The 23,720-nt window shown below is 67.3% G+C and carries 21 protein-coding genes; 7 read left to right on the top strand and 14 right to left on the bottom strand.

Annotation, left to right across the window (positions count from 1 at the left end; translation table 11 throughout):
* The first annotated feature begins 185 nt into the window (after positions 1–185).
* From metG to nth, 3 genes are all read left to right on the top strand, one after another.
* A complete protein-coding gene (gene metG / locus ABV408_RS08350) occupies positions 186–2,261 on the top strand; it encodes a methionine--tRNA ligase (protein WP_353981943.1) in 2,076 nt (691 codons plus the stop codon).
* Between the two features lie 150 nt (positions 2,262–2,411).
* A complete protein-coding gene (locus ABV408_RS08345) occupies positions 2,412–3,380 on the top strand; it encodes an RnfABCDGE type electron transport complex subunit B (RefSeq protein WP_353981942.1) in 969 nt (322 codons plus the stop codon).
* A gap of 53 nt (positions 3,381–3,433) precedes the next feature.
* Positions 3,434–4,072: an endonuclease III gene (gene nth / locus ABV408_RS08340; RefSeq protein ID WP_285952287.1), complete on the top strand. Its 639-nt coding sequence runs from the start codon at positions 3,434–3,436 to the stop codon at positions 4,070–4,072.
* Between the two features lie 33 nt (positions 4,073–4,105).
* On the opposite strand, the gene ABV408_RS08335 is transcribed toward nth, so the two are convergent.
* From ABV408_RS08335 to ABV408_RS08315, 5 genes are all read right to left on the bottom strand, one after another.
* Entirely contained in the window at positions 4,106–4,810 is a 705-nt protein-coding gene (locus ABV408_RS08335) for a DUF1161 domain-containing protein (protein WP_353981941.1), read from the bottom strand.
* A 109-nt stretch (positions 4,811–4,919) separates the two neighbouring features.
* Entirely contained in the window at positions 4,920–5,582 is a 663-nt protein-coding gene (locus ABV408_RS08330; RefSeq protein WP_353981940.1) for a glutathione S-transferase, read from the bottom strand.
* Between the two features lie 93 nt (positions 5,583–5,675).
* Positions 5,676–6,728, bottom strand: coding sequence for a DUF3524 domain-containing protein (locus ABV408_RS08325; protein WP_353981939.1), 1,053 nt, complete (start codon positions 6,726–6,728; stop codon positions 5,676–5,678).
* Positions 6,729–6,959: 231 nt separating this feature from the next.
* Entirely contained in the window at positions 6,960–7,268 is a 309-nt protein-coding gene (locus ABV408_RS08320) for an HlyU family transcriptional regulator (RefSeq protein ID WP_285952284.1), read from the bottom strand.
* 51 nt (positions 7,269–7,319) lie between these two features.
* Positions 7,320–8,540: an argininosuccinate synthase gene (locus tag ABV408_RS08315; RefSeq protein ID WP_353981938.1), complete on the bottom strand. Its 1,221-nt coding sequence runs from the start codon at positions 8,538–8,540 to the stop codon at positions 7,320–7,322.
* Between the two features lie 317 nt (positions 8,541–8,857).
* Here ABV408_RS08315 and rnt point away from each other — a divergent pair, with 317 nt between their 5' ends.
* The gene (gene rnt / locus ABV408_RS08310; RefSeq protein WP_110676820.1) at positions 8,858–9,523 is read left to right on the top strand and encodes a ribonuclease T; all 666 of its coding nucleotides are present in this window, start codon (positions 8,858–8,860) and stop codon (positions 9,521–9,523) included.
* Positions 9,524–9,660: 137 nt separating this feature from the next.
* On the opposite strand, the gene grxD is transcribed toward rnt, so the two are convergent.
* Both grxD and ABV408_RS08300 read right to left on the bottom strand, forming a co-directional pair.
* Complete coding sequence (grxD, locus tag ABV408_RS08305; protein ID WP_035471998.1) at positions 9,661–10,005, bottom strand: Grx4 family monothiol glutaredoxin; 345 nt, start codon at positions 10,003–10,005, stop codon at positions 9,661–9,663.
* 216 nt (positions 10,006–10,221) lie between these two features.
* The gene (locus ABV408_RS08300; protein ID WP_353981937.1) at positions 10,222–10,560 is read right to left on the bottom strand and encodes a hypothetical protein; all 339 of its coding nucleotides are present in this window, start codon (positions 10,558–10,560) and stop codon (positions 10,222–10,224) included.
* Positions 10,561–10,601: 41 nt separating this feature from the next.
* Between ABV408_RS08300 and argF the strand changes: the two genes are divergently transcribed.
* Positions 10,602–11,519 carry an ornithine carbamoyltransferase gene (gene argF / locus ABV408_RS08295; RefSeq protein WP_285952281.1) on the top strand — a complete coding sequence of 306 codons (918 nt, stop codon included), beginning with the start codon at positions 10,602–10,604 and terminating at the stop codon, positions 11,517–11,519.
* A 127-nt stretch (positions 11,520–11,646) separates the two neighbouring features.
* On the opposite strand, the gene ABV408_RS08290 is transcribed toward argF, so the two are convergent.
* From ABV408_RS08290 to ABV408_RS08280, 3 genes are all read right to left on the bottom strand, one after another.
* The gene (locus ABV408_RS08290; RefSeq protein WP_353981936.1) at positions 11,647–12,318 is read right to left on the bottom strand and encodes a VTT domain-containing protein; all 672 of its coding nucleotides are present in this window, start codon (positions 12,316–12,318) and stop codon (positions 11,647–11,649) included.
* 141 nt (positions 12,319–12,459) lie between these two features.
* Entirely contained in the window at positions 12,460–13,956 is a 1,497-nt protein-coding gene (trpE, locus tag ABV408_RS08285) for an anthranilate synthase component I (RefSeq protein ID WP_353982213.1), read from the bottom strand.
* 220 nt (positions 13,957–14,176) lie between these two features.
* A complete protein-coding gene (locus tag ABV408_RS08280; RefSeq protein WP_353981935.1) occupies positions 14,177–14,842 on the bottom strand; it encodes a phosphoglycolate phosphatase in 666 nt (221 codons plus the stop codon).
* A gap of 286 nt (positions 14,843–15,128) precedes the next feature.
* Here ABV408_RS08280 and ABV408_RS08275 point away from each other — a divergent pair, with 286 nt between their 5' ends.
* Positions 15,129–16,427 (top strand): NAD(P)/FAD-dependent oxidoreductase, encoded by a 1,299-nt coding sequence (locus ABV408_RS08275; protein WP_353981934.1) that lies wholly within the window; start codon positions 15,129–15,131, stop codon positions 16,425–16,427.
* A gap of 28 nt (positions 16,428–16,455) precedes the next feature.
* On the opposite strand, the gene ABV408_RS08270 is transcribed toward ABV408_RS08275, so the two are convergent.
* Positions 16,456–18,813 carry an ATP-dependent DNA helicase gene (locus ABV408_RS08270; RefSeq protein ID WP_353981933.1) on the bottom strand — a complete coding sequence of 786 codons (2,358 nt, stop codon included), beginning with the start codon at positions 18,811–18,813 and terminating at the stop codon, positions 16,456–16,458.
* Positions 18,810–20,570 carry a VRR-NUC domain-containing protein gene (locus ABV408_RS08265; protein ID WP_353981932.1) on the bottom strand — a complete coding sequence of 587 codons (1,761 nt, stop codon included), beginning with the start codon at positions 20,568–20,570 and terminating at the stop codon, positions 18,810–18,812. The genes ABV408_RS08270 and ABV408_RS08265 overlap by 4 nt, the downstream gene beginning before the upstream one ends.
* A gap of 301 nt (positions 20,571–20,871) precedes the next feature.
* On the opposite strand from ABV408_RS08265, the gene ABV408_RS08260 reads away from it, so the two are divergent.
* On the top strand, positions 20,872–22,515 hold the full coding sequence (locus ABV408_RS08260) for a dihydroxyacetone kinase subunit DhaK (RefSeq protein ID WP_353981931.1): 1,644 nt from the start codon (positions 20,872–20,874) through the stop codon (positions 22,513–22,515).
* Between the two features lie 86 nt (positions 22,516–22,601).
* Here ABV408_RS08260 and ABV408_RS08255 read toward each other — a convergent pair whose 3' ends face one another.
* Complete coding sequence (locus ABV408_RS08255; protein ID WP_106420399.1) at positions 22,602–23,348, bottom strand: ParA family protein; 747 nt, start codon at positions 23,346–23,348, stop codon at positions 22,602–22,604.
* A 36-nt stretch (positions 23,349–23,384) separates the two neighbouring features.
* Positions 23,385–23,720 carry a GIY-YIG nuclease family protein gene (locus ABV408_RS08250; protein WP_353981930.1) on the bottom strand — a complete coding sequence of 112 codons (336 nt, stop codon included), beginning with the start codon at positions 23,718–23,720 and terminating at the stop codon, positions 23,385–23,387.

The raw sequence follows: 23,720 nt of genomic DNA, 5'->3' as shown, positions 1-23,720 counted from the left end.
CGCTTCAGGGCTATCTCTGCGCATTCGCATGATGCCAGATCGCCGGGCCTCGCCGCCCGCGGCATGGGCAGCGCGCATCGTCGCCAGCGATGCTACAATCGTCGCCCAAGTCTACAGCCTATTCATCCCCGCGGCGTCGTCAGCCGGCCCCGCGGAGATTTCGTCACGGGAATCGTCTAGTCACCATGTCGAACAACGCTTCGCTCTCGCGCCAGATCCTGGTCACCAGTGCCCTGCCCTACGCCAACGGCTCGATCCACCTGGGCCACCTGCTCGAGTACATCCAGACCGATATCTGGGTGCGCTTCCAGAAGAGCCGCGGCCACGAATGCCACTATGTCTGCGCCGACGACGCCCACGGCACTGCGATCATGCTGCGCGCCGAGCAGGAGGGCCTCACCCCGGAGCAGCTGATCCAGAAGGTGAGCGACGAGCACCAGGCGGACTTCGCCCGTTTCGGGGTCGCCTTCGACAATTATCACTCGACCCACTCGGAAGAGAACCGCGCCCACAGCGAGCGTATCTACCGCGCCCTGCACGACGCCGGTCACATCAGCACCCGCGATATCGAGCAGATGTACGACCCGGTCAAGGGCATGTTTCTGGCCGACCGCTTCATCAAGGGCACCTGTCCCAAGTGCGGCACCGCGGACCAGTACGGTGACAACTGCGAAGCCTGCGGCGCCACCTACACGCCGGCGGAGCTGATCAACCCGGTGTCGGCGATCAGCGGCGCCACGCCGGAAGTGCGCACCTCGACCCACTACTTCTTCAAGCTGCCGGATTTCGAAGACTTCCTGAAGCGCTGGACACGCTCCGGCCGGGTCCAGCCGCAGATCGCCAACAAGCTGCAGGAGTGGTTCGACGCCGGGCTCAACGAGTGGGACATCTCCCGCGATGCGCCCTACTTCGGCTTCGAGATTCCCGACGCCCCGGGCAAGTACTTCTACGTCTGGCTCGATGCGCCGATCGGCTACCTGGCCAGCTTCCAGAACCTGTGCGAGCGTGAAGGCCTCGATTTCGACAGTTACTGGAAGGCCGACTCCGAGGCCGAGGTCTACCACTTCATCGGCAAGGACATCGTCTACTTCCACGCCCTGTTCTGGCCGGCAATGCTCGAAGGTGCCGGCATGCGCACGCCGAGCGGCATCAACTGCCACGGCTTCGTGACCGTCAACGGCGCCAAGATGTCCAAGTCCCGGGGCACCTTCATCAAGGCGCAGACCTACGCCGAGCACCTCAATCCGGAGTATCTGCGCTACTACTTCGCGGCCAAGCTGAGCTCCCGCGTCGACGACCTCGATCTCAACCTCGAGGACTTCGCCGCCCGCGTCAACGCCGACCTGGTGGGCAAGGTGGTCAATATCGCCAGCCGCTGTGCCGGCTTCATCAACAAGCTCGCCGGCGGCCAGCTCTCCGCCCAATGCGCCGAACCGGAACTCGTGGCCCGCTTCATCGCCGCGGGTGACGAGATCGCCGCCGACTTCGAGGCCCGCGAATTCGGCCGCGCCATGCGCCGGATCATGGAGCTCGCCGACGAAGCCAACACCTATATCGCCGACAAGGCGCCCTGGGTGCTGGCCAAGGAGGGAGGACGCGAGCAGGAGGTGATCGACATCTGCTCGGTGGGCATCAATCTGTTCCGCACGCTGATGGTCTACCTGCAGCCGGTGGTACCGGCGATGGCCGAGCAGGCGCGTCACTTCCTGCAGCTCGACTCGCTCGACTGGGCCAGCCGCCAGCAGGTGCTCGAGGATCACGCCATCGGCAAGTTCAAGCCGCTGATGACCCGGGTCGAAAGCGACAAGATCGCTGCGATGATCGAAGCCTCCAAAGAGGTGCTCGCCGAGGAGAAGAAGCTGACCGACGGCGGCGATGCGCGTCCGGCAGGACCTTCGCCGCTCACGGAGACGCCGATCGCCGACGAAATCGCCTTCGATGACTTCATCAAGGTCGATCTGCGGGTCGCCGAAATCCAGCGCGCCGAATATGTCGAAGGCTCCAACAAGCTGCTCAAGCTGACCCTCGACCTGGGCGGCGAGACGCGCACGGTCTTCTCCGGCATCCGCAAGGTCTACGCCCCCGAGGCGCTCGAAGGCCGGTTGACGGTGATGGTCGCCAACCTGGCGCCGCGCAAGATGCGCTTCGGCGTCTCCGAAGGGATGGTGCTGGCGGCGGGCGATGCCCCTGACCAGAAAGACGCCGGCATCTACCTGCTGTCACCGGATAGCGGCGCCAAACCGGGGCAGCGTGTGACCTGAGCCTCGCCCTGCCAGCGCACTGCTCCCCCACGCGCGGCCTCATGGCCGCGCTTTCGTTGCGGGCCGGCGCCCGGTGCGCCTCGAAGCGCCAGCGGCAAGGGGCTATAATGGAGCGCTTTTCCCCCGCCATTACGACCCCGGAGCCTGCGCTTGTCCCTTGCCGAGATCAGCGTCGAACGTATCGACGCCGAACTGCCCCAGACCCAGTGCGGCAAGTGTGGCCACCCGGGCTGCCGTCCCTATGCCGAGGCGATCGTCGCCGGTGAAGCCGTCAACCGCTGCCCTCCCGGCGGCGAGGCGACCCGCGATCGCCTGGCAGCGCTCACCGGGCGGCCTGCGCTGGCGCTGATCGAACCCGCCCAGACACCGCTGCTGGCGGTGATCCGCGAGGCCGAGTGTATCGGCTGCACCAAGTGCATACAGGCCTGCCCGGTGGATGCGATCCTCGGTGCGGCCAAGCAGATGCACAGCGTGATCGAATCCGAGTGCACCGGCTGCGAGCTTTGCGTGGCGCCCTGCCCGGTGGACTGCATCGATCTCGTCACGCATCCGCAGTGGCACAGCGCCGCCGATACGACCGAGCGTCAGCGCTATCTCGACCGGCGCGCCGCTAACGGGCGCCGGCGCTTCGAGGCGCGCAATCGCCGCCTGGCGCACAAGGCCGAGGAGAAGCGGCGCAAGCGTGAGCGTCGCCTGGCGGCCAGCCGCGTCCCAGCCGAGACGACAGCTCCCAGCGCCAGTGTGGACACCACCGCGCTCAGGGCCCAGCGCGCCACCCTCAGCGCCAAGGCCCGACGTCTCACGCGCCAGCGCGATCAAGCCAGCGGCGAGGCGCGCGCCGCCCTCGAACAGCGCCTGGCAACGCTGGAGACCCAGCAGACAGAGATCGAGCGTCAGCTGGAAGGCGCCCCGCCGGCATCGACCGCCCCGGCAGTACCGCACATCGCGGTGGCCGCCGCCGAGCAGGCGCTGCGTAAGGCGCAACAGACCGCGGCCCGGCTCGAACGCGAGGGCAAGCACGCCGAGGCCGAGCAAGCCCGTGAACACATCATCGAAGCCGAGAGCCATCTGCGTCGAGCCCGCGAGGCCGCGTCGACATCAGGCGGAGCGGGCATTTGACCCTGACCGAGTGACGCAAGCCCAGTCCGAGACAGCCACAGCGAGATAGCCGCATGAACGCGAGCAAGCGTGAACAGATCTTCGCCCGTCTGAAGGCGCACAACCCCAACCCGACCACCGAGTTGAACTGGAGCACGCCGTTCGAGCTGCTGGCGGCGGTCCTGCTCTCGGCCCAGGCCACCGATGTCGGCGTCAACAAGGCCACTGCCAGGCTGTTCCCAGTGGCCAATACCCCTCAGGCGATCATCGATCTCGGACTCGACGGGCTGAAGGCGCATATCAAGACCATCGGTCTCTATAACACCAAGGCCGAGAACCTGATGAAGACCTGCCATATCCTGGTCGAGCGCTACGCGGGAGACATCCCGCGCACCCGCGCCGAACTGGAAGCGCTGCCCGGCGTGGGGCGCAAGACCGCCAATGTGATTCTGAACACCGCCTTCGGCGAACTGACGATGGCGGTCGACACGCATATCTTTCGCGTCGCCAACCGCACCCGCATCGCCAAGGGCAAGAACGTACTGGAGGTCGAGCAGAAGCTGCTGCGCCATGTTCCCAAAGGGTATCTCAAGGATGCGCACCACTGGCTGATCCTGCACGGCCGCTACACCTGTCTGGCGCGCAAGCCCCGCTGCGGCAGCTGCGTGATCGAGGATCTGTGCGAGTATCCCGACAAGGTCGAGATCGCCTGAGCGCGGTGATGCCGGCGCATCACCGCGCCGGATTCAAGGTGAGGTGGCCGGCTTCAGCGTATCGCGCACTCGCCCGTCTTCGCCCTGGCGGCCCAGATCATCAGTCGGCCCGTTTTCCGCCGCTGGTGTGCTATCCGACGTAGCGCCTTCTGACTGAGCACTTTCTGACGTAGCACCTTCTGACTGAGCACTGTCAGACGTCGTGCTACTCGACGCATCGCTCATCTCGTCTGCCGGCGCCTCGGGCTGAGAGCCCGCGCTACCGGTCGCCTCGGCGGTAGACGTCTCGCCGGCAGTATCCCCCGTGGTCGCGCTGGAGGGCTCGGCCTGGGACGGCTCGGCGCCGGCCGCGCCAGAGCCAGCGTCATCCGGGGCTTCCGGCGTCGAGGCGGCGGCTGGTGCGCTGCTCTCGGTCGCACCGTGGCGGCTATAGACGATCTTGCGCGTTCCCCCGTCGCAGCTGCCAACCACTTCGGCACCGGCATGCGGCTCGTCGGCCCGCACCACACCACCCTCGACCTGGTCGTTATCGACGATCTCCAGCAGAAAGTGGCGCGCGCCATTGGCGCGAATCGTCTGCTCGATCTGCGTCTGCAGCTTGCTGCACGCCAGGCGAGCCTCCGGCTGCTGATCGAACGGCGAATCGCCCTGCTGCGCCTGGGCCCAGACGAGCGACGATATCAGACTGGCACTACTCAACCCCGCCACGACGGCGAACTTCCGGGTAAAAACACGCATAGACACTCCTTGATCCATGGCAATGCACGCAGGGCTGACGACACCACCCACCCGTACAGGAACTACCGAGCCGATCACCCCGTCTCTCCCAACCGGGATACACAAGATCTCACAACCGCAACTCACCGCCTCTCTCGATCGCCCTTTGATAGGCCGGACGGTCGCGCATATTCTGCAACACTTTTCTGATATGAGGACGCTCGGAGAGGTCGGCACGACTTTCAGCCGCCAGCAACGGGAAGCTCATCTGAATATCGGCCGCGCTGAATGCCTCTCCTGCGAACCAAGCGTGCTGGCTCAGTTCACGCTCCCAGTAATCGAGATGCATCTCGAGTTGGGGGTCGAGGAACTTCTGCCGGACGCCATTGGCCAGCAGTTTGCCGATGGGCCGGATGACCGCAGGTACGGGCGGTTTGCCCAACTTCGAAAATACCAGTCTCATCACCAGCAACGGCATGGCCGAGCCTTCGGCGTAATGCATCCAGTAGGTATAACGCAGCCGCTCCGGCGTCCCGGTCTCCGGCACCAGAGCTTCGCCACCATAGCGGGTGACGAGATATTCGATGATCGCGCCGGATTCCGCCACCATATGAGTATCGTCGGTGATGACCGGCGACTTGCCGAGCGGATGGATCCGTTTCAGCGCCGCGGGTGCCAGCATGGTCTTGGGATCACGGCGGTAGATCTCGATCTCGTAATCGAGTTCCAGCTCTTCGAGCATCCAGAGGATGCGCTGGGAGCGGGAGTTTTCCAGGTGATGGACGACGATCATGAGCGGAGCATCCTTGGCTAGAGATCAAACTTGGCTTAACGATAGGGGGTTATCGGTGTCGCCGCCAGCCCCGAGCGTCGACGTTCGAGCGCGCTACTCAACCCCCAGCACGGCAGCATAGGCGTCGCGCCAGCGTGGCCACTGCCAGGCGCGGGCATCGGGTAGCGCCGGGCGCTGCTCGGGATGACGCAGCCACTGCCCCAGGCGCGCGGCCAGCGCCTCGGCGCCACCGCGATAGCGGTAGACGTCGTCGTAGTAGTCAGGGAAGCAGAGCCGGTCGGGCACCAGCGGCACACAGCCGCGGGTCACCGCCTCCATGATCGCCAAACCCTGGAATTCGTGATCGGTGGTGGAGACCACGATGGCGCCCGAGTCGAGCATCTGGTGATAGACCTCGCCGGGCTGTTCGCCCCAGCACACCACGCGCTCACCCAGCCAGTCACGGGCCTGATCGAAGATCGCCGGGCGGGCGCGGAACTGCTGGCCCATGACGGCGACCTCGAACGCCACCTCCTCCTCGATCAGCTGCCCCAGGGCGGCGAAGAACGCCTCCGGATTCTTGTCATACTCCCAGCGGTGGTTCCACACGATCCGGTTGCCGCCGTTGGCCTGGCGCGGCGCCGACTCGGGCAGCGGCACCGGCAGCACCCGGGCGCGCTCGGCCAGGCTCTCGAGCCAGGCCTGAGGACGCGGCCGGCCCGGCATGCGGCCGAGAAAGTCACGCACGCCGTCACAGAAGCTGTCGCGGTTGTAGCGGCTGTTGAACACCACGCTATCCGCCGCCATGGCCGCGTAGAGATTGACCATCATCGGCTCGGGGCGCGGGGTCTGCTGGGCGGAGGCGGGAAAGGCGAACTGGTTCTCGTGGAAGTAGACCACCTTGTGCGCCCGAGCCAGCGCCGGGCAGAGCCCGACCAGGGTGGCCAGATCCACCATCGAAGTCGCCACCACCAGATCGTATGTCTGCGCCAGCGCCGCCTCCTGGGTGACCTGCCAGATCAGCGGGTTGGCGCGGATCGACCAGGCGAAGTGGCGCGGCGGCAGTTCCAGGCGCGTCCAGGCGATCTCGGGGAAGGCAGCCACCAGGCCATCGGCCCAGACCCGATGGCTCACCGCGGCGTAGGCGGACAGCAGTAGCGCTTTCATGGGGCTATCTCACATGGGCTATTTCGCATGGGGCCATGTCGAGTAGTACTATCTCGAGTAGGGCTATCTCAACTCGGGCTGTCTCGAGCAAGGGCTTTTTCCAGTCAGCAGCATCTGCGGACGAGGGAGAGGTGCGCAGCGCGAACGAGGGCGGTACAAAAAAATAGGAGAGCACAAAAGACGACGGCGCCCAGGGGCGCCGTCATCGTTTGACCAGGGGAATGGCCGGGCTCAGTGCGCCTGCTCGAACATCGCCTCACCGATATCATCGATATAGCGCTGGCTCTTGCTCACCGTCAGCGCCACGCAGGCATCTTCGCCAGGCACCACGTCGGAGCGCTCGAAGCGCCGCTCGCGCATCTGGCCATCGTCGCCGGGCTTGCGAATCCAGCCGCTGACCCGGTACTGACCGTTGGCCGCCTGCGGCGCCGGCACGATCAGAAACCCCTTGTACTCGATCGCCTCGCGCTCCTTCTGCGGCTTGGCCGCATCCGCTTCGCGCCCGCCACCCAGCAGGCCGGAGAACAGTTTCTTGAGCATGGCACCCTCCCCTCGTGCGATGACCGGCGCGGCACCGCGCCGGTTTCGGCCTCAGCTGGCGGAACGGCCCTTGCCGGCGGCGATGCGCAGGCGCAGGGCGTTGAGCTTGATGAAGCCCTCGGCATCTTTCTGGTCGTAGGCACCGGCGTCATCCTCGAAAGTCGCGATCGACTCGTCGAACAGCGACTGCTCGGACTTGCGCCCCACCACCGTGGCGCTGCCCTTGTAGAGCTTGACCCGCACCGTGCCGTTGACGAACTCCTGGGTCTCGTCGATCGCCGCCTGCAACATGCGCCGCTCCGGGCTCCACCAGTAGCCGTTGTAGATGGTCTTGGCGTACTTCGGCATCAGCTCGTCTTTCAGGTGGGCCGCTTCACGGTCCAGGGTGATCGATTCGATGGCGCGATGGGCACGCAGCAGGATGGTGCCTCCCGGGGTCTCGTAGCAGCCACGCGATTTCATGCCGACATAGCGGTTCTCGACGATATCGAGGCGCCCGACGCCGTTGTCGCCACCCAGCTTGTTGAGCTTGGCCAGGACTTCGTGCGGCTTCAGACGCTCGCCGTCGATCGCCACCACGTCGCCCTTCTCGAAGGTGAGCTCGATATAGGTCGGGGTGTCCGGCGCCGCCTCGGGCGACACGCTCCAGCGCCACATGTCCTCTTCGGCCTCGGCCCACGGATCCTCGAGAATGCCGCCCTCGTAGGAGATGTGCAGCAGGTTGGCATCCATCGAGTAGGGCGACTTCTTCTTGCTCTTGGAGAAGTCCACCGGAATCTGGTGCTCTTCGCAGTAGTTCATCAACTTCTCGCGCGAAGTCAGATCCCACTCGCGCCACGGCGCGATCACCTTGACTCCCGGCTTGAGCGCGTAGGCGCCCAGCTCGAAACGCACCTGGTCGTTGCCCTTGCCGGTGGCGCCGTGGGAGATGGCGTCGGCGCCGGTCTCGTTGGCGATCTCGATCAGGCGCTTGGCGATCAGCGGGCGCGCAATGGAGGTGCCCAGCAGGTACTCGCCTTCGTAGATGGTGTTGGCGCGGAACATCGGGTAGACGTAGTCGCGCACGAACTCCTCGCGCAGGTCCTCGATGTAGATCTCTTTGACCCCGAGCGCCTGTGCCTTGGCACGCGCGGGCTCGACCTCTTCGCCCTGGCCGATATCGGCGGTGAAGGTGACCACTTCACAGGCATAGGTCTCCTGCAGCCACTTCACGATCACGGAAGTATCAAGGCCGCCAGAATAGGCGAGGACGACCTTCTTGATATCGGACATGCGGCAACTCCTTGGGTGTGACGTCTCGAGGCACGAAGGCCAAGAGCGCTCGAACGGCTGGCGTCGAGCGTGGCTGATGGTGGCACAGCCGCCCGCGGCGGGCGGCACGGGCGGCTGTGCGCGCGAATCGATCCCGGATTATAACGCCCTCGCCCCCGCACGAATACCGAGCGGCAGGACGCCGAGGCCCGAAACTGCTAGACTTTTCGCCATTCAACACAAGCGCCACGGCGGCCGTCTCGCGAGGACGTGCCACGCGGCGCTGCTTCGATTCGGGCGGTGCCATCGCCGCCAACCCAGGCAACGGGAGTACTTGCATGTCGGACGCCAGCACGAGAGAGCTGATGGCGCAGCGTTTTCGTGGATATCTCCCGGTGGTGGTCGATATCGAGACCGGCGGCTTCAACGCCGCCACCGATGCCCTGCTCGAGGTCGCGGCAGTGCCGCTGACGATGGACGAACAGGGCAACCTGCTGCCACTGGAGACGCTCTCCTTCCATGTGGTGCCGTTCGCGGGGGCCAATGTCGAACAGTCGGCGCTGGACTTCACCGGCATCGATCTCGACAGCCCCTTCCGCCAGCAGATCGCGGTGAGCGAGAAAGAGGCGCTGGACGGTCTGTTCAAGCCGATCCGCAAGACGATCAAGTCCCACGGCTGCACGCGGGCCATTCTGGTCGGACACAACGCCGCCTTCGATCACGGCTTCTTGAACGCCGCGATCCAGCGCTGCGGCATCAAGCGCAACCCGTTTCACCCCTTCTCGAGTTTCGATACCGCCACCCTGTCGGCGCTGGCCTACGGCCAGACCGTACTCGCCCGCGCCTGTCAGGCCGCCGGTATCGAGTTCGACAACGCCGAGGCGCACTCGGCCAGCTACGACACCGAACGCACCGCCGCGCTGTTCTGCGCCATCGTCAACCGCTTCAAGGATCTCGGCGGCTGGCACCTGGCGATGCGCGAGCAGGGCTTCGAGGATATTTGAGCCCTGCGTCGAGTGCACCCGTCTGCACAAGACCCGCTGAAAACGCCTCTCTAAAAACGCCAACGCCGCCCCGAATTCGGGGCGGCGTTGGCGTTTCTAGTCTCGCGACCTATGGCCGCGATAAAGGAAACGTCTGCTCAGCTGTCGCTGGAAGCTTCCGCCGACTTCGCCGCCGCTTCCTTGACCATCGGCTCGAGCTCACCGCTCTGGTACATCTCGACGATGATATCGCAGCCGCCGACCAGCTCACCATTGATCCACAGCTGCGGAAAGGTCGGCCAGCTGGCGTACTTGGGCAGCTCGGCGCGAATGTCCGGGTTGTCCAGGATGTTGACGAAGGCGAAACGCTCGCCGCAAGCCATCAGCGCCTGCACCGCCTGGGCGGAGAAGCCGCACTGCGGCAGCTGCGGAGTGCCTTTCATGTAGAGCAGGATCGCGTTGTCGCCGATCTGCTGCTTGATGGTATCGAGGGTATCGCTCATGGGACGTCCTTTGACGGGACGGGCGCGATCACGGCGCCCGTCGCGTGGCTGCATGAAGTTTGACCGTGGTACTCATTCTACTGATGACGTGGCACGAAAACACCCCTGCCCCGGCGATCGCCAACCTACTCTGGCCAGCCGTCGCCACTGCGGGCCATTGCGCGGCTGCAGGGGGCTGGTTAGGATGAACGACTCTCGCACGAACCGGCATGCAGCTCAGCCGGTGACGGCGCCGTTCAGCGATCCGTTCAGACGGCTTTTCGCTCGCGGCGCTTTTTTTCTTTGCAGGCCCTCCCCGCGCGGCCTTGACCGCGTGATGTCGAGGCCGCCCTGCAGCGAACCGGCCGCCGCCACTCGGCGACCGATATTCGAGTTTGCCGCGCGGCGCGAGGGGCGCTGCCGCAGAATTAGGGAAACGCTGAATAAATCGCCGAACAAGATGAAGGGCAAGGCGCCCGGAACGCAGAAAGCGAGACATAACATGGGGTTAGGCGAGCTTTCGACCGAGCTGGCGTTCCAGTACCGCGTAACGCAGCCATTCGCTTGTGCAGGCATTTATGCAGTGATTCCTTGGCCAAAACGAACGGGAACTGCCCATGAGCGCACGCCACTTTCTGACCCTGCTGGATCTCTCCCGCGACGAGCTCGCCTATCTGATTCAGCGCGCGATCAAGATCAAGCACGAACTGAAGACCCAGGGGCCGACCTACACCCCTTTCAGCAATCGTACCCTGGCGATGATCTTCGAGAAGTCCTCGACCCGCACCCGGGTCTCGTTCGAGACCGCAATGGCTCAGTTCGGCGGGCATGCGCTGTTCCTGTCGCCGCGCGATACCCAGCTCGGCCGCGGCGAACCGATCGGCGACACCGCCCGGGTGCTCTCGGAGATGGTCGATGCGGTGATGATCCGTACCTTCTCCCACGACGGTCTCGAGACGTTCGCCGCCAGCAGCACGGTGCCGGTGATCAACGCCCTCACCGATGACTACCATCCGTGCCAGCTGCTCGCCGACGTCATGACCTGGACCGAGTGCCGCGGCGCGGTCACGGGCAAGACCGCCGTCTGGATCGGCGATGGCAACAACATGTGCCACTCCTGGATCAACGCCGCCCGGCAGTTCGACTTCCAGCTGCGCATCTGCTGCCCGCAGGGCTACGAGCCACGTCAGGACATTCTCGATGCCGCCGGTGACCACGCGCTGATCGTGCGCGACCCCAGCGTGGCCGTGCGCGGTGCCGATCTGGTGACCACCGACGTGTGGGCCTCTATGGGCCAGGAGGAGGAGCAGGCCAAGCGCGAGCGCGATTTCGACGGCTTCCAGGTCACCGAAGCGCTGCTCGACCAGGCCGCCGCCGACGCCATCTTCCTGCACTGCCTGCCGGCGCATCGCGGCGAAGAGATCAGCACCACCCTGCTCGACGACCCGCGCGCGGTGGTGTGGCAGGAGGCCGGCAACCGCCTCCACGCGCAGAAGGCGCTGATCGAGTTCCTGCTGCTGGGCCAGGTCGACTGAACCAGGCCGACTGAGCCAACGCAACGCGCTACCCCCCCCCCATCGCCGCCGGCCCTGACGCGGGCGGCGGTGCCGGCGGCGCGGCGAGCCTGCTCGGCGTCGTCTGGCTGCCTCGTCTATTCGCCCTCTATCCGCCTTTCACTCGCCCTGCGTCACTCTTGATTGCCCGCTGTGCCAGCCGACGCCGGCGCGCCTGACGCCAGGCCAGCAGCGACACTGCAATCAGCGCCAGTGCCGCCAGCGCGCCCAGCGCCTGCCCTAGATCCCCACTCAGGGCGGACTCTCCCAGAACCACGAAGGCCACCCCATAAGGGCCCGTGGTCAGCAGCGCCACCGTGAGATAGATCGAGCGCGGCACACCGGCCACACCGAGGGCGTAGTGCTTGACGAACATCGGCACGCCCGGCACCAGCTTGATCAGGAAGGTCACTCGCCAGGCGCTGCGGCGATCCACGTCGAGCGCCGCCAGCGCCGGGAAACGCCGCTGAAGCAACTGACGCAGACGCGGACGCAGGCGAGAGTGGGCGATGGCATAGCAGAGCAGCAGATTGCATAGCGTCGCCAGTGCGGCCACGGCAAGACCGCCGGCCACGCCGAAGCGCAGCCCGGCGATGATGAAGAAGGGAGTCATGGGTACGCCCAGCGCCGGCAGTACGATCATGGCGAGGGTGAAAGGCAGCAGCTGGAGCTCTTCGAGCCAGCCACGGGGCACGCCGCCGTGCGCCGCGAACAGCACACACAGGGCGACGCCGAGCCCCGCCACCAAGGCCACCCGCCACCAGCGCCAGGCGCGTGTCATGACGTGACGCCGCGGTGGCAGGGTCCGCTGGCGCGCGGCGGCGACAGCGGGTCGGAGATCATCGCGAGAAGCGGAATTGGCATGGGTCATGCCTCCCGATGGAAAGCGACAAGCATGACACCAGAATGACAGCCGACGACGTCAGTCGAGGTTGTCGAGCCCTTTCTCCGCCATCGCCACCGCGCGGAACAGCGCGCGGCGCTTGTTGAGCGTCTCCTGCCACTCGTCGTCGGGATCGGAGTCGGCGACGATGCCCCCGCCCGCCTGCACGTGCAGCTCGCCATCCTTGAGCACAGCGGTGCGGATGGCGATCGCCATGTCCATGTTGCCGTGCCAGGAGAGATAGCCCACCGCGCCGGAATAGATGCCGCGCTTGACCGGTTCGAGCTCGTCGATCACCTCCAGGGCGCGAATCTTGGGCGCCCCGGAGAGCGTCCCCGCAGGGAAGGTGGCGCGCAGCACATCCATCGCCGACATGCCGCCGCGCAGCTTGCCGGTGACGTTGGAAACGATGTGCATGACGTGGGAGTAGCGCTCGATCGCCATGCGATCGGTCACCTCCACCGTCCCGGTCTGGCTGATGCGGCCGATGTCGTTGCGTCCCAGGTCGATCAGCATCAGGTGCTCGGCGATCTCCTTGGGATCGGCCAGCAGCTCCTCCTCCAGCGCCTTGTCCTCGGCCGGCGTGGCGCCACGCGGACGCGTACCGGCGATCGGCCGCACCGTGACCTCGTCACCCTCCAGCCGGGTCAGGATCTCCGGCGAGGCACCGACCACGTGGTGATCGTCCAGATTGAGGAAGAACATGTAGGGCGACGGGTTGAGACTGCGCAGGGCGCGGTAGAGATCCAGCGGCGGCGCCTGATACGGGATCGACATGCGCTGGGAGGGGACGCACTGCATCAGATCGCCGGCCAGCACGTACTCCTTGATACGCGCCACCGCCTCCTTGTAGCCCTGCTCGCTGAAGCTGGCGTGGAAGTCCTGTTCGGCCACGTCGTTGCGCCCGGTACCCGGGCTCAGGGTGTTGAAGGTCGCGCTACGCAGCTTGAGTTCGAGCGCCTCGAGCCGCTCCCAGGCCGAGGCCAGCGCATCCGTCTCCTGCGGGTCGGCGTGGGTCCACAGCTGCAGCCGGCCAGAGAGATTGTCGAACACCACCAGGTCGTCGCACACCATCAGCAGAATGTCCGGCACCCCGATCGGGTCGGGCTTCTCGGCGGCGCGCTCGCTGCGCAGCCGCGGTTCGATGTAGCGGATGGTGTCGTAACCGAAATAGCCCACCAGGCCGCCGTCGAAGCGCGGCTGATCATCCAGGTGCGGCACCTTGAAGCGCGCCTGGAACTGCTCGATCCAGGCCAGCGGGTCGGCTACCTCGGCGACCCCGTGCTGCTCGCCGTCGATCAAATGGCGTACGGTGAAGCCACGCACCTCGATGCGCTCGCGGCTGGGCAGACCGATGATCGAGTAGCGCCCCCACTTCTCGCCGCCCTGTACCGATTCGAGCAGGAAGGTCCAGGGGGCATCGGCCAGCTTGAGATAGGTCGACAGCGGCGTATCCAGATCGGCGAGCACGTCGCGGGTCACGGGAATACGGTTGTAGCCGGCTTGCGCCAGCTCGGCAAAACGCTCAGGGGTCATCGTCATGAGACCGGGCTCCAACAGTGAAAATCAGCGACAGGCAGATAAGGCAATCGGGCTGACGGTCACCATCGCCAACGCTTGACGTGGCGCATCAGGGCGCTGGAACACACGGGGCGTCGGCTATCCGGTTGCATGTGGGGCTCGGTCCAGAGAAAAGGGGCGTGAAATGACGGCTCGCAGCCGGCGCCAGCCAGGGCGCGGCGCCGCTCGAAAAACCCTAAACGAGTTCCTGAAGCGATTCAACCAAACCGTCGGGGGCGCTCGCCGCCACCGGCTCACCGTGGTTGTAGCCGTAGGGCACCGCCAGGGTACGAAAGCCGGCGCGCTTGCCTGCCTCGATGTCGTGGCGCGAGTCGCCGACCATCAGGCAGTGCTGCGGGGCGATGTCGAAGTGCGCGGCCAGGTGCAACAGCGGCGCCGGGTGCGGCTTCTTCTCGGGCAGCGAGTCGCCGCCCAGGGTCAATTGGAAATAGTCGCGCAGCGCCAGTGCCTCGAGGATCGGGTCGATGAAGGCCGCCGGCTTGTTGGTGATCAGCGCCAGCACCAGGCCGCGGGCAGAGAGCCCTTCCAGCGCCTCGCGCACGCCGGGGAAAACCCGGGTGCGCACGCAGGGCGCGGTACGATAGTGCGCGAGGAAATGTGCGTGCGCGCGTGAAAGCGTCGCCGCATCCGGCTCATTGCCACGGGCGTCCGCCAGCGCCCGGGATACCAGCAGCTGCGAACCGTTGCCGACCCAGTCGCGCACCTTGGTCTCGCCCGCAGGCGGGCACGCCATGTCCTCCAGCATCGCGTCCACCGCCGCGGCGAGATCGGGTACGGAGTCGATCAAGGTACCGTCGAGATCGAAGGCGATGAGGCGAATATCGTCGAGCAGGGGCAGCATCGTGCGCAGTCTCCAATGGCAGCGCCGGAGCACCTTTCGCGGGTGCCAAGCGGCAGCGATGGGCGTATCCTACCGGCTATACTTTCGTCGAGTCGACCGGCCTTTTCGTGACTGTGATCCCTGCTGCAACCCTTCGCGTCATCTCCTCGGCCACGGATCGCGTCATCCTGCTTCATCCCGCGCTCGCACACCGTCTCGGCCCCGGCCGCCCGGCAGCGACGTCGCTCGACACCAGCGCAGCCCCTTTTCCCTTCGTTTTCATCGTATCCGCAAGGAGTCTTCTGTCATGACCACACCGCGTATCGTGGTGGTCGGTGGCGGTGCCGGCGGCCTCGAGCTCGCGACCCGCCTGGGCCGCAAGCTGGGCAAACGCCAGCGCGCCGACATCGTACTCGTCGACCGCAACCCCACCCATATCTGGAAACCGCTGTTGCACGAGGTCGCCACCGGCACCCTCGACTCGGGTCTCGACGAGGTCTCCTATCAGGGCCACTCTAAGCACAACGGCTACCGCTTTCAGCGCGGCACCCTGAGCGGCATCGACCGCGACGCCCGCACCATCACCCTCGAACCGATTCATGACGCCGACGACGTCGTGGTGCTGCCGGCACGCAAGCTCACCTACGACTACCTGGTCCTGTCGGTGGGCAGCGTCTCCAACGACTTCGGCACCCCCGGCGTGGCCGAGCACTGCCACTTCATCGACAGTCCGCAGCAGGCGGAGAACTTCCGCCGCCACATGCTCAACACCTTCCTGCGCTACAGCGATCCGGAGCGGCGCACCCATCCCAAGCTGACCGTCGGCCTGGTCGGCGCCGGGGCCACCGGGGTCGAACTCGCGGCGGAGCTGTTCGGCGCCTCGAAGATGCTGCACAGCTACGGCTTCACCGCCCTCGACAGCGGCAAGCTCGAGGTGCACCTGATCGAAGCCGCACCGCGGGTGCTGCCGGCGCTGCCCGAGCGCATCAGCCGCGCGGTGCACGGCGAGCTCGAGCGCCTGGGGGTCAAGATCCATGTCGACACGCGGGTCACCGAGGCCAACGATCACGGCTTCATCACCGCCGATGGCGAACCGCTTGCGACCGATCTGAGCGTGTGGGCCGCGGGTATCCGCGCCCCGGCCTTCCTCTCCGAGCTGGGCCTCGCCACCGAGCGCAATCACCAGGTCAAGGTGCATCAGACCTTGCAGAGTCTCGACGACGAGCGCATCTTCGCCTTCGGCGACTGCGCCGCCTGCCCCCAGGCCGACGACAAACGGGTGCCGCCGCGGGCCCAGGCGGCTCATCAGCAGGCGACCCACTGCTACCACAACCTGCGCGCGGCGATGGCCGGCAAGCCGCTCAAGCCGTTCGTCTACCACGACCGCGGCTCGCTGATCTCGCTGGCCCACTTCGAGGCGGTCGGCAGTCTGATGCGCGGCACCTCGGCGCGCAGTCTGTTCATCGAGGGCCGGCTGGCGAAGCTGTTCTACGCGTCGCTCTACCGCATGCACCAGATGGCGATCCACGGCCTGTTCAAGACCGGTATGACGGTGGTGGTGGATGGGCTCAACCGCTACCTGCGGCCCAAGATGAAACTGCACTGAGAGGGTGGAGGGTGTGCCCCGCGCTCATTCAGTCGAGCCGGGGCTCGGGCCACCAGGCCGGTAGCAGTGCCCGCGCCCGCGGCTGGGCGAAACGGTCGTCGAGCAGCTCGATGACGCCACGGTCGCTGGCGGTGCGGATCACCCGCCCGGCGGCCTGCACCACCTTCTGCATGCCGGGATAGAAGTAGGCGTAGTCGTAGCCGTTGCCGAGCAGCGCCTGCAGCCGTTCGCGCATCTGCTCGTTGACCGGATTGACCTGGGGCAACCCCAGCGTCGCGACGAAGGCCCCGATCAGCCGTTCGCCGGGCAGATCGATGCCCTCGCCGAAGATCCCACCGAGCACGGCAAAGCCGACCCCTGCCCCATCGCTTTCGAAACGCGCCAGAAAGCTGGCCCGGGCAGCGTCATCCATGCGCGCCGCCTGGCGCCACTGCACCACCTCTGGATGACGCTCGGCCAGGCGCTCGGCGACCTGCTCCAGATAGGCGAAGCTCGAGAAGAAGGCGAGATAGTTGCCGCGCCGCTGATGGAAACGCGCGGCAATGCGCGCTACCAGCGGATCGAGCGACGCCTCACGATGGGCGTAGCGGGTCGATAGTCGGGTGGCGATGCTGACCTCGAGCTGGCCGGCGGCGAACGGCGAGCCCAGCGCCAGCCAGGGTGCGGTGTCGGGCACCCCGAGCAGGTCGCGGAAATAGCTCTGGGGCGAGAGCGTGGCGGAGAACAGCGTGCCGCCATGGGCGGCGGCGAAGCGCGCGGCCAGAAACGGCGCCGGCACCACGTTGCGCAGGGTCAGCGTCGCCCCGGCGCGGCGCTGGCGTCCGCGCGCCGGCTGCCGGGTCAGGTCGCACAGCGAGTGGCTACCGAACGTCTCGGCCACGCGGCACAGATGCTGGGCCTCGAAGGAGAAGCGTTGCAGCTCGCCGTCCAGCGCGATCGGCTGCTCGCTCTGATACTCGACGATTCGCGACACCGCCTGCTGCAGCGCCGCGACCAGCTTGCCCGGCAGGCTCTCGAGCACGCGGTAATCGCGATCGCCGTGGGCGTCGTCCAGCTGCTCCGCCAATGCCTGCCAGGCCGTGGCGACCCGCGCCAGCGGCCGCTTGAGCGGCGCCGGCAGCTGCGGCCCCAGGCGCCGGAAGGCGGCGTGATCGAGCGTCGCGGTATACATGCCGCGACCGCGCTCGACCAGGTTGTGCGCCTCGTCCACCAGAATGCCCACCTGCCACTGCTGCTGCAGCGTCAGCGCGTAGAGCTGGGCGTGCAGATCGAAGTAGTAATTGACGTCGGCGACCACCACATCGGTCCAGCGCGACATCTCCTGGCCCAAGTAGTAGGGGCAGACCTGATGCTCGAGGGCCACCGTGCGCAGGCCGGCGCGGTCGAGCCAGCCGCGCTCGGCAGCCGCCGAGCGTGCCGCCGGCAGGCGGTCGTAGAAGCCCGCGGCGAGCGGACACGCCTCACCGTGGCACGCCTTGTCGGGGTGCTCGCAGGCCTTCTCCCGCGCGGTCAGCGTGAGCACCCGCAGCGGTAGCGCCGCGGCGGCGTCACCCGAGGGCGGCTCGGCAGGGACCGGCGCCAACGCCTGGGTGTCGGCGGCGGATTCGGCAGGCGGGCGGGCGCCGAGCTGCGCGAGGGCTTCCAGCGCCAGCTGCTGGCCGGTATTGCGCGCGGTGAGGAAGAAGACCCGGTCGAGCGGTTCGCCGGGCATCGCCTTGAGCATCGGGAACAGCGTCCCCAGCGTCTTGCCGATGCCGGTGGGCGCCTGCAGCAGCAGCCAGCGCCGGGTATGGGTGGCCTTGTAGACCGCCTCCGCCAGCTCGCGCTGGCCGGCGCGGAAGTCGGCGAACGGGAAGTTCAGCGCCATCAGCGCCGCGTCTCGCCGCCGCCGATGCGCCAGTTCCTGCTGGGCCCAGGCCAGAAAGCGCTGACAGTGGGTCTCGAACACCTCGCGCAGCTCATACGCGCTGCAATGCTGGCTGAGCGGCGTCTCGCGCTGGCTGGCGATATCGAAATAGACCAGGGTCACGGTGAGCTGGTCGAGCCCACGCGCCAGGCACAGCAGATGGCCGTAGACCTGCGCCTGGGCCCAGTGCAGGGCGCGCTGGTTGGCCGGCTGGCGCGCCAGATCGCCGCGGTGGGTCTTGATCTCCTCGAGCCGGTTGGCGTCGGGGTCATAGCCGTCGGCGCGCCCGCGCACCTCGAGATGCGCATAGTGCCCGGCGAGCGCCACCTCGCGCTCGTAGCGCTCGCCGCGGCGCTCGCTCACCACCCGGTGGCCGGCAATGCCCTCCTGGGCCGAGGGCGATGGCGTGAAGCGCAGATCGAGATCGCCCGCCTTGGCCGAGAACTCACACAGCGCGCGCACCGCGATCCGGTAGCTCACGCCGGGTTCCCGCCCGCCGCGCTATTCGGCGGCGCTCCGGCATCCTCTATCACCGCCCCCTGCGGTTGCCCCTCGTCGCCCTGCGCGTCCTGGCGCTCCCGCTCATCTCCGCCCTCGTCCCAACTGACGTAGCAGACGCTGACCGGCATGGCGTGCTCGGCGCAGAAGGCGAGCCAGCGCTTCTGGTTGTCCTGCAGGCGATCCCCTGGGCCCTTCACCTCGATCATGCGGTAGCGTGCTTCGTCCGGCCAGAACTGGATCAGGTCCGGCATACCGGCACGATTGGCACGAATATCGCCAAGCAGACGCTCGAACCACAGCCGCAGGTGGCGCGCGGGGATGCACGTCAACGCCAACGCCAGGGTGCGCTCGTCGAGCGCGCCCCAGGCGACGAACGGTGACTGGATGCCGTGCTTGTCGCGAAAACGCCGGCGCACGATGTCGGCGTAGTCGCCACGCTCCAGCGCAGCCAAGCAGGCCGCGAACAGCGCCTGGCGCCGGGCGTGGAAGTCCTCGTCGAAGAGATCCGCCGGCCCACTGTGGAACGGGTGGAAGAAGGCGCCGGGCAGCGGCGCGAAGATCGCCTCCCAGCAGAGCAGCCCGAAGAGCGCGTTGATCAGGGTGTTCTCGACATAGATCACCGGCGCCTGGTCACGACTCAGGTGTGCCGCCACTGCGCCCTCGACCCAGCCACTGCGCGGCAGCGTCAGCATGATGCGCTCGGGCTCGGCCGGCGCCGCGGCGGCGCCCCGCGGCAGCCCCAGCTTGCGCCGCAGACGCGGCACGATGCGCCCCAGCGCCTGGGTCTCGGCGGCACTCACCGGGGCGTTCTCGGCGCACCGGGCCAGCGCCCAGGCCTCGTCGAAGCGTGCCAGGCGTTCGAGCACCCGAATGCGGCGCAGGCGCGCTTCCGGCGCCGCGCTGTCATGGTAGAGCGCCAGCGCCTGGCGCAGCTCGCCCTGGCGCTCGCTGCGATAGGCGAACTTGTAGAGCAGCCGGCCACGGCGCCGCTCCAGCCAGGGGTTGTCGAAGGGCTCACGCGGGATCTCGGCGAGCAGGTCAGCCAGCGGCTCGTCGGCGTCGAAGCGCTCGCGGCAGCGATGCAGATGGTGGTAGGCCTCCAGCTCGTCGCGGCGCGAGAAGGCCCGAGACGATGCCGCCAGGGAGACGGACTCGAAACGGTAGATGCCCAGATCGGCGAGCACGAACTCCGACCACTGCTGGCGCAGGTTACCGAAGAACATCAGCCGGAAGCGCTCGCCGAGGGCATCGACGGTCAGGCGATAGTGCGTGTCGTCGAGGCTCGGTAGCCACGCCGGCAGCGCTCGCGGCGCCGGCGACTCGGCCGCCAGGGCCGCGCACCAGGCGGCCTTGCCCGCGCTGCGCGAAAGCCCCAGCTCGGCCAGCCACGGCGCCAGGTCGGCGGCAAGCTCGCCCTTGGTCGCCAGTGTGAAGAGTGCCGCCAGCTCCAGCTCGGCATCGGTCTCGACCCAGCCGGCGGCGATCAGCGGCGCCGCCGCCGCCCGGGTATCGCCGATCTCGGCGTAGCGCAGCCGGCTGGCACGAAAGTCGACGCCCTTGCGCATCACCATACGCACCAGCAGCGCCCGCGATGCGCGCGGCAGCGCTTCGAAGGCGGCGATGAAGTCGCGCTCCTCGGCCGACAGCAGATCGGCGTAACGCGACCCGAGCCAGTCGAGCACGGTGTGGAAATTGGCCAGGTAGTAGAACGGGTCGTCGAGCGTGGGCAACGCCATAGAGAAGTATCGCGTAATGAGGGTGGCCAGTAGCGAGTGATGCGTAGCGCGTAATCTGTAGCGAGTGGTGAATAGCCAATGGACTGGCTAAGCATACAGGTTTCGGTCTCGCCATCGAAGTCGCCCGTGCGCATTCCGATTCGGCGGCGGGTGCTCGAAGCACATGGCTATCTGGGCTAACCTCGGGGTCTGAGCGGGCGACCCCGCCACCCAGCCAGCGCGATAGCGGTTGGCGGCACCCCGCTTCCTTCACTGTTCATCTCGGCCATCGTCACCGGGCCAGCCACCGCCGGAGTGCCTCATGCAGCATTTCTACAACGCCGCCGACACCCTGATCGATGACGTCCTTGCCGGCGTCAGTGCACTGACGGATGTGCGTATCGCCGAGCCCAGCCAGCATCTGCGCATTCTGGTCCGCGCCGACTGGGATCGCGAGCACCACGGGCGTGACCAGGTCGCCCTGCTCTCCGGCGGTGGCGGCGGCCACGAACCGGCACATGCCGGCTTCATCGGCGAGGGCATGCTGACCGGCGCGGTGGTCGGCGGGCTGTTCGCCTCGCCCAGTGTCGATGCGGTGCTCGCCGCGATTCGCGAGGTGTGCGGCGCAGCCGGCTGTCTGCTGATCGTCAAGAACTACACCGGCGACCGGCTCAATTTCGGCCTCGCCGCCGAGCAGGCGCGCCAGGAGGGCCTGGCGGTGTCGATGGTGATCGTCGGCGACGATATCGCCCTGCCCGACTCCCCCCAGCCGCGCGGCATCGCCGGCACGCTGATCGTGCACAAGCTGGCCGGCTGGCTGGCGGCGCAGCAGATACCGCTGGAGACCTTGAGCGAGCGCGTCGAGGCCGCCCTGCCGCGGATCGCCTCGCTGGGGCTGGCGCTCTCCCACGCCGCCCGCCCGGGCGAGGCGAAAGCCCCCTGCGCCCCCGAGCTGGGCCTGGGCATCCACAACGAGAGCGGCGTGCGCCGGGTCGATCCGGAGAGTGCCAGCGAGGCGGTGGAGACCCTGCTGGCACCGCTCACCGAGACCCTCGCCGCGCGCGGCTACGCAGCGCCCTACGTCGCCCTGCTCAACAATCTGGGCGGCGCCGCCGAACAGGAGATGCAGGTGCTCGCCGCCAGCCTGCTGGTCAACCGCCGCGGACTCGCGCTCTCCGGGGTGATCGGGCCGGCGGCGCTGATGACCTCGCTCGACATGCAGGGCTTCTCGATCACCCTGGTGGCGGCCGACGACGATCTCTTCGACGCCCTCGCCGCGCCGACCGACGCGCCCGCCTGGCCGGGGCTGCGCACGCCGCGTGCGCCGGCCCGCTTCACGCCCCAGGTCAGCGAGACGCCGGTGCCCGAGCATGTCGAGCGCGACGCCACGGTGGAGACCCTGCTGCGCGCGGCGATCGCGGTACTGACGGAGTCGCGCCAGGCCCTCGACGACCTGGATGCCCGCAGCGGCGACGGCGATGCCGGTACCAGCCTGGCCAGCGGCGCCGAGGCCGTCGCCCGGCGTCTCGATGCCGGCCAACTGGAGAGCGCTCGACCCGGGGCGCTGTTCGCTGGCATCGGTGCCTGCCTGGCCCGTGACATGGGCGGCTCCAGCGGTGTGCTGCTATCGATCCTGTTCACCGCGGCGGGGGCCAAGCTGGCCGAGAACGACGATCTCGCCGCGGCACTGGCGGTGGGCATCGAGCGCATGCAGCGCTACGGCGGCGCGGCGCAGGGCGACCGCACCCTGCTCGATGCGCTGATACCGGCGGTGGACGCACTGCGCGAAGGCGGCGATCTGACCAAGGCGGCCGAGCGCGCGCGGGAAGGTGCCGAGGCTACGGCGACGATGGCGCAAGCCCGCGCCGGGCGTTCTGCCTATCTACCGGAGAGCGCCCTGCAGGGGGTAACCGACCCCGGCGCCGAGGCGGTGGCGAGGGTGCTGCAGGCGCTGGACGAGGCCTGAGCGCGTCTTATCCATGGCCCCCGACGCCGCGCCTTGTCCATGGCGCCCGATGCCGCGCCTTGGCTTATGGCACCCGATGCCGCGCCTCAGGCGTCGAGATCGGCCTTGAGCTCTCGCCACAGCTGACGGTAGGCCAGGGTCGCTCGGCTGCGCGGCGCCAGGTCGGCCAGCGGCTGGCATTCGAGACTCATGCGTTCGACGTCGCTGGCATAGGGAATCCAACTGCGCATGGGCCGGCCGAGGGCCGCGGGCGGTGAATCGAGCCAGTCGCGGTGCAGGGTACGCCGCCGGTCGACCAGATTGAAGAACGGCGAGAGCCGCTCGCGCTGGCGCTTCTTGAGATCGAGATGGTCGAGCATGCGCGAGAACGCCTGCACCGAGAGCGGGCTGGGGATGGTTGGCACCAGGATGCGGTCTGCGGCACGGATCAGCTGCTCGGCCAGCGTCGACAGCCCCGGCGGGCAGTCGAGGATCATCAGCCCGTACTCCTCGCCGAACGGCTCGATCAGCCGCTTGAGATGCTTGTCACCGTCGGCGCTGGCGTCGAGCAGACGGTCCAGCTCGCGCAGGCGAATATCCGCCGGCAGCAGGTCGAAGCGCTCCCACGGGGTGTGCTGCACCTGCTCGCCGAGCGGCGACTTACCGGCGAGCAGCTTGGAGACCTTCTTGCTCAGCCCGCTCTCGCCGCCCAGCACCCAGGTCGAGGCCCCCTGGGCGTCGAGATCCCACAACAGCACCGGCACTCGATCAAGATTGGCCTCCCGGGCCAGATTGACCGCCGCCGAGGTCTTGCCCACTCCGCCCTTCAAGTTGTGCAGCGCCACGACCTTCATGCTCTCGACCACCCTTTGTTAACATATAGTTACATTCTACGGGCCATGGGTTTCGGACATGATGACAGTTCGATGACAATTACCCTCGCGCTGCGCCAGCCAGCGCCGCTTCTGGGCCGCGCCCAGGCGCTTGATCGCCGCCTCCCGCTTGAGCGCCTCGCTCTGGCTCCCCACCTGCTCGACGTGGCGCAGCGTCAGCGGTCCGCGCCCGCGCAGCGCGCGAGCCCCCTTGCCGCGACTGTGCTCGGCGAAGCGCCGCGCGACGTCGGTGGTGATGCCGGTATAGAGCGCGCCGGCGGCGGTCTCGATCAGATAGAGATACCAGGGGCGCACGGCAGCCGTTGGCGCATCATCCCCCGGGCATTCACTCAC

The sequence above is a fragment of the Salinicola endophyticus genome, from assembly GCF_040536835.1.
GTDB classification, from domain to species: domain Bacteria; phylum Pseudomonadota; class Gammaproteobacteria; order Pseudomonadales; family Halomonadaceae; genus Salinicola; species Salinicola endophyticus_A.
Note: the sequence above shows the minus strand (reverse complement) of the source record. Positions and strands in the feature narration are given on the sequence as shown.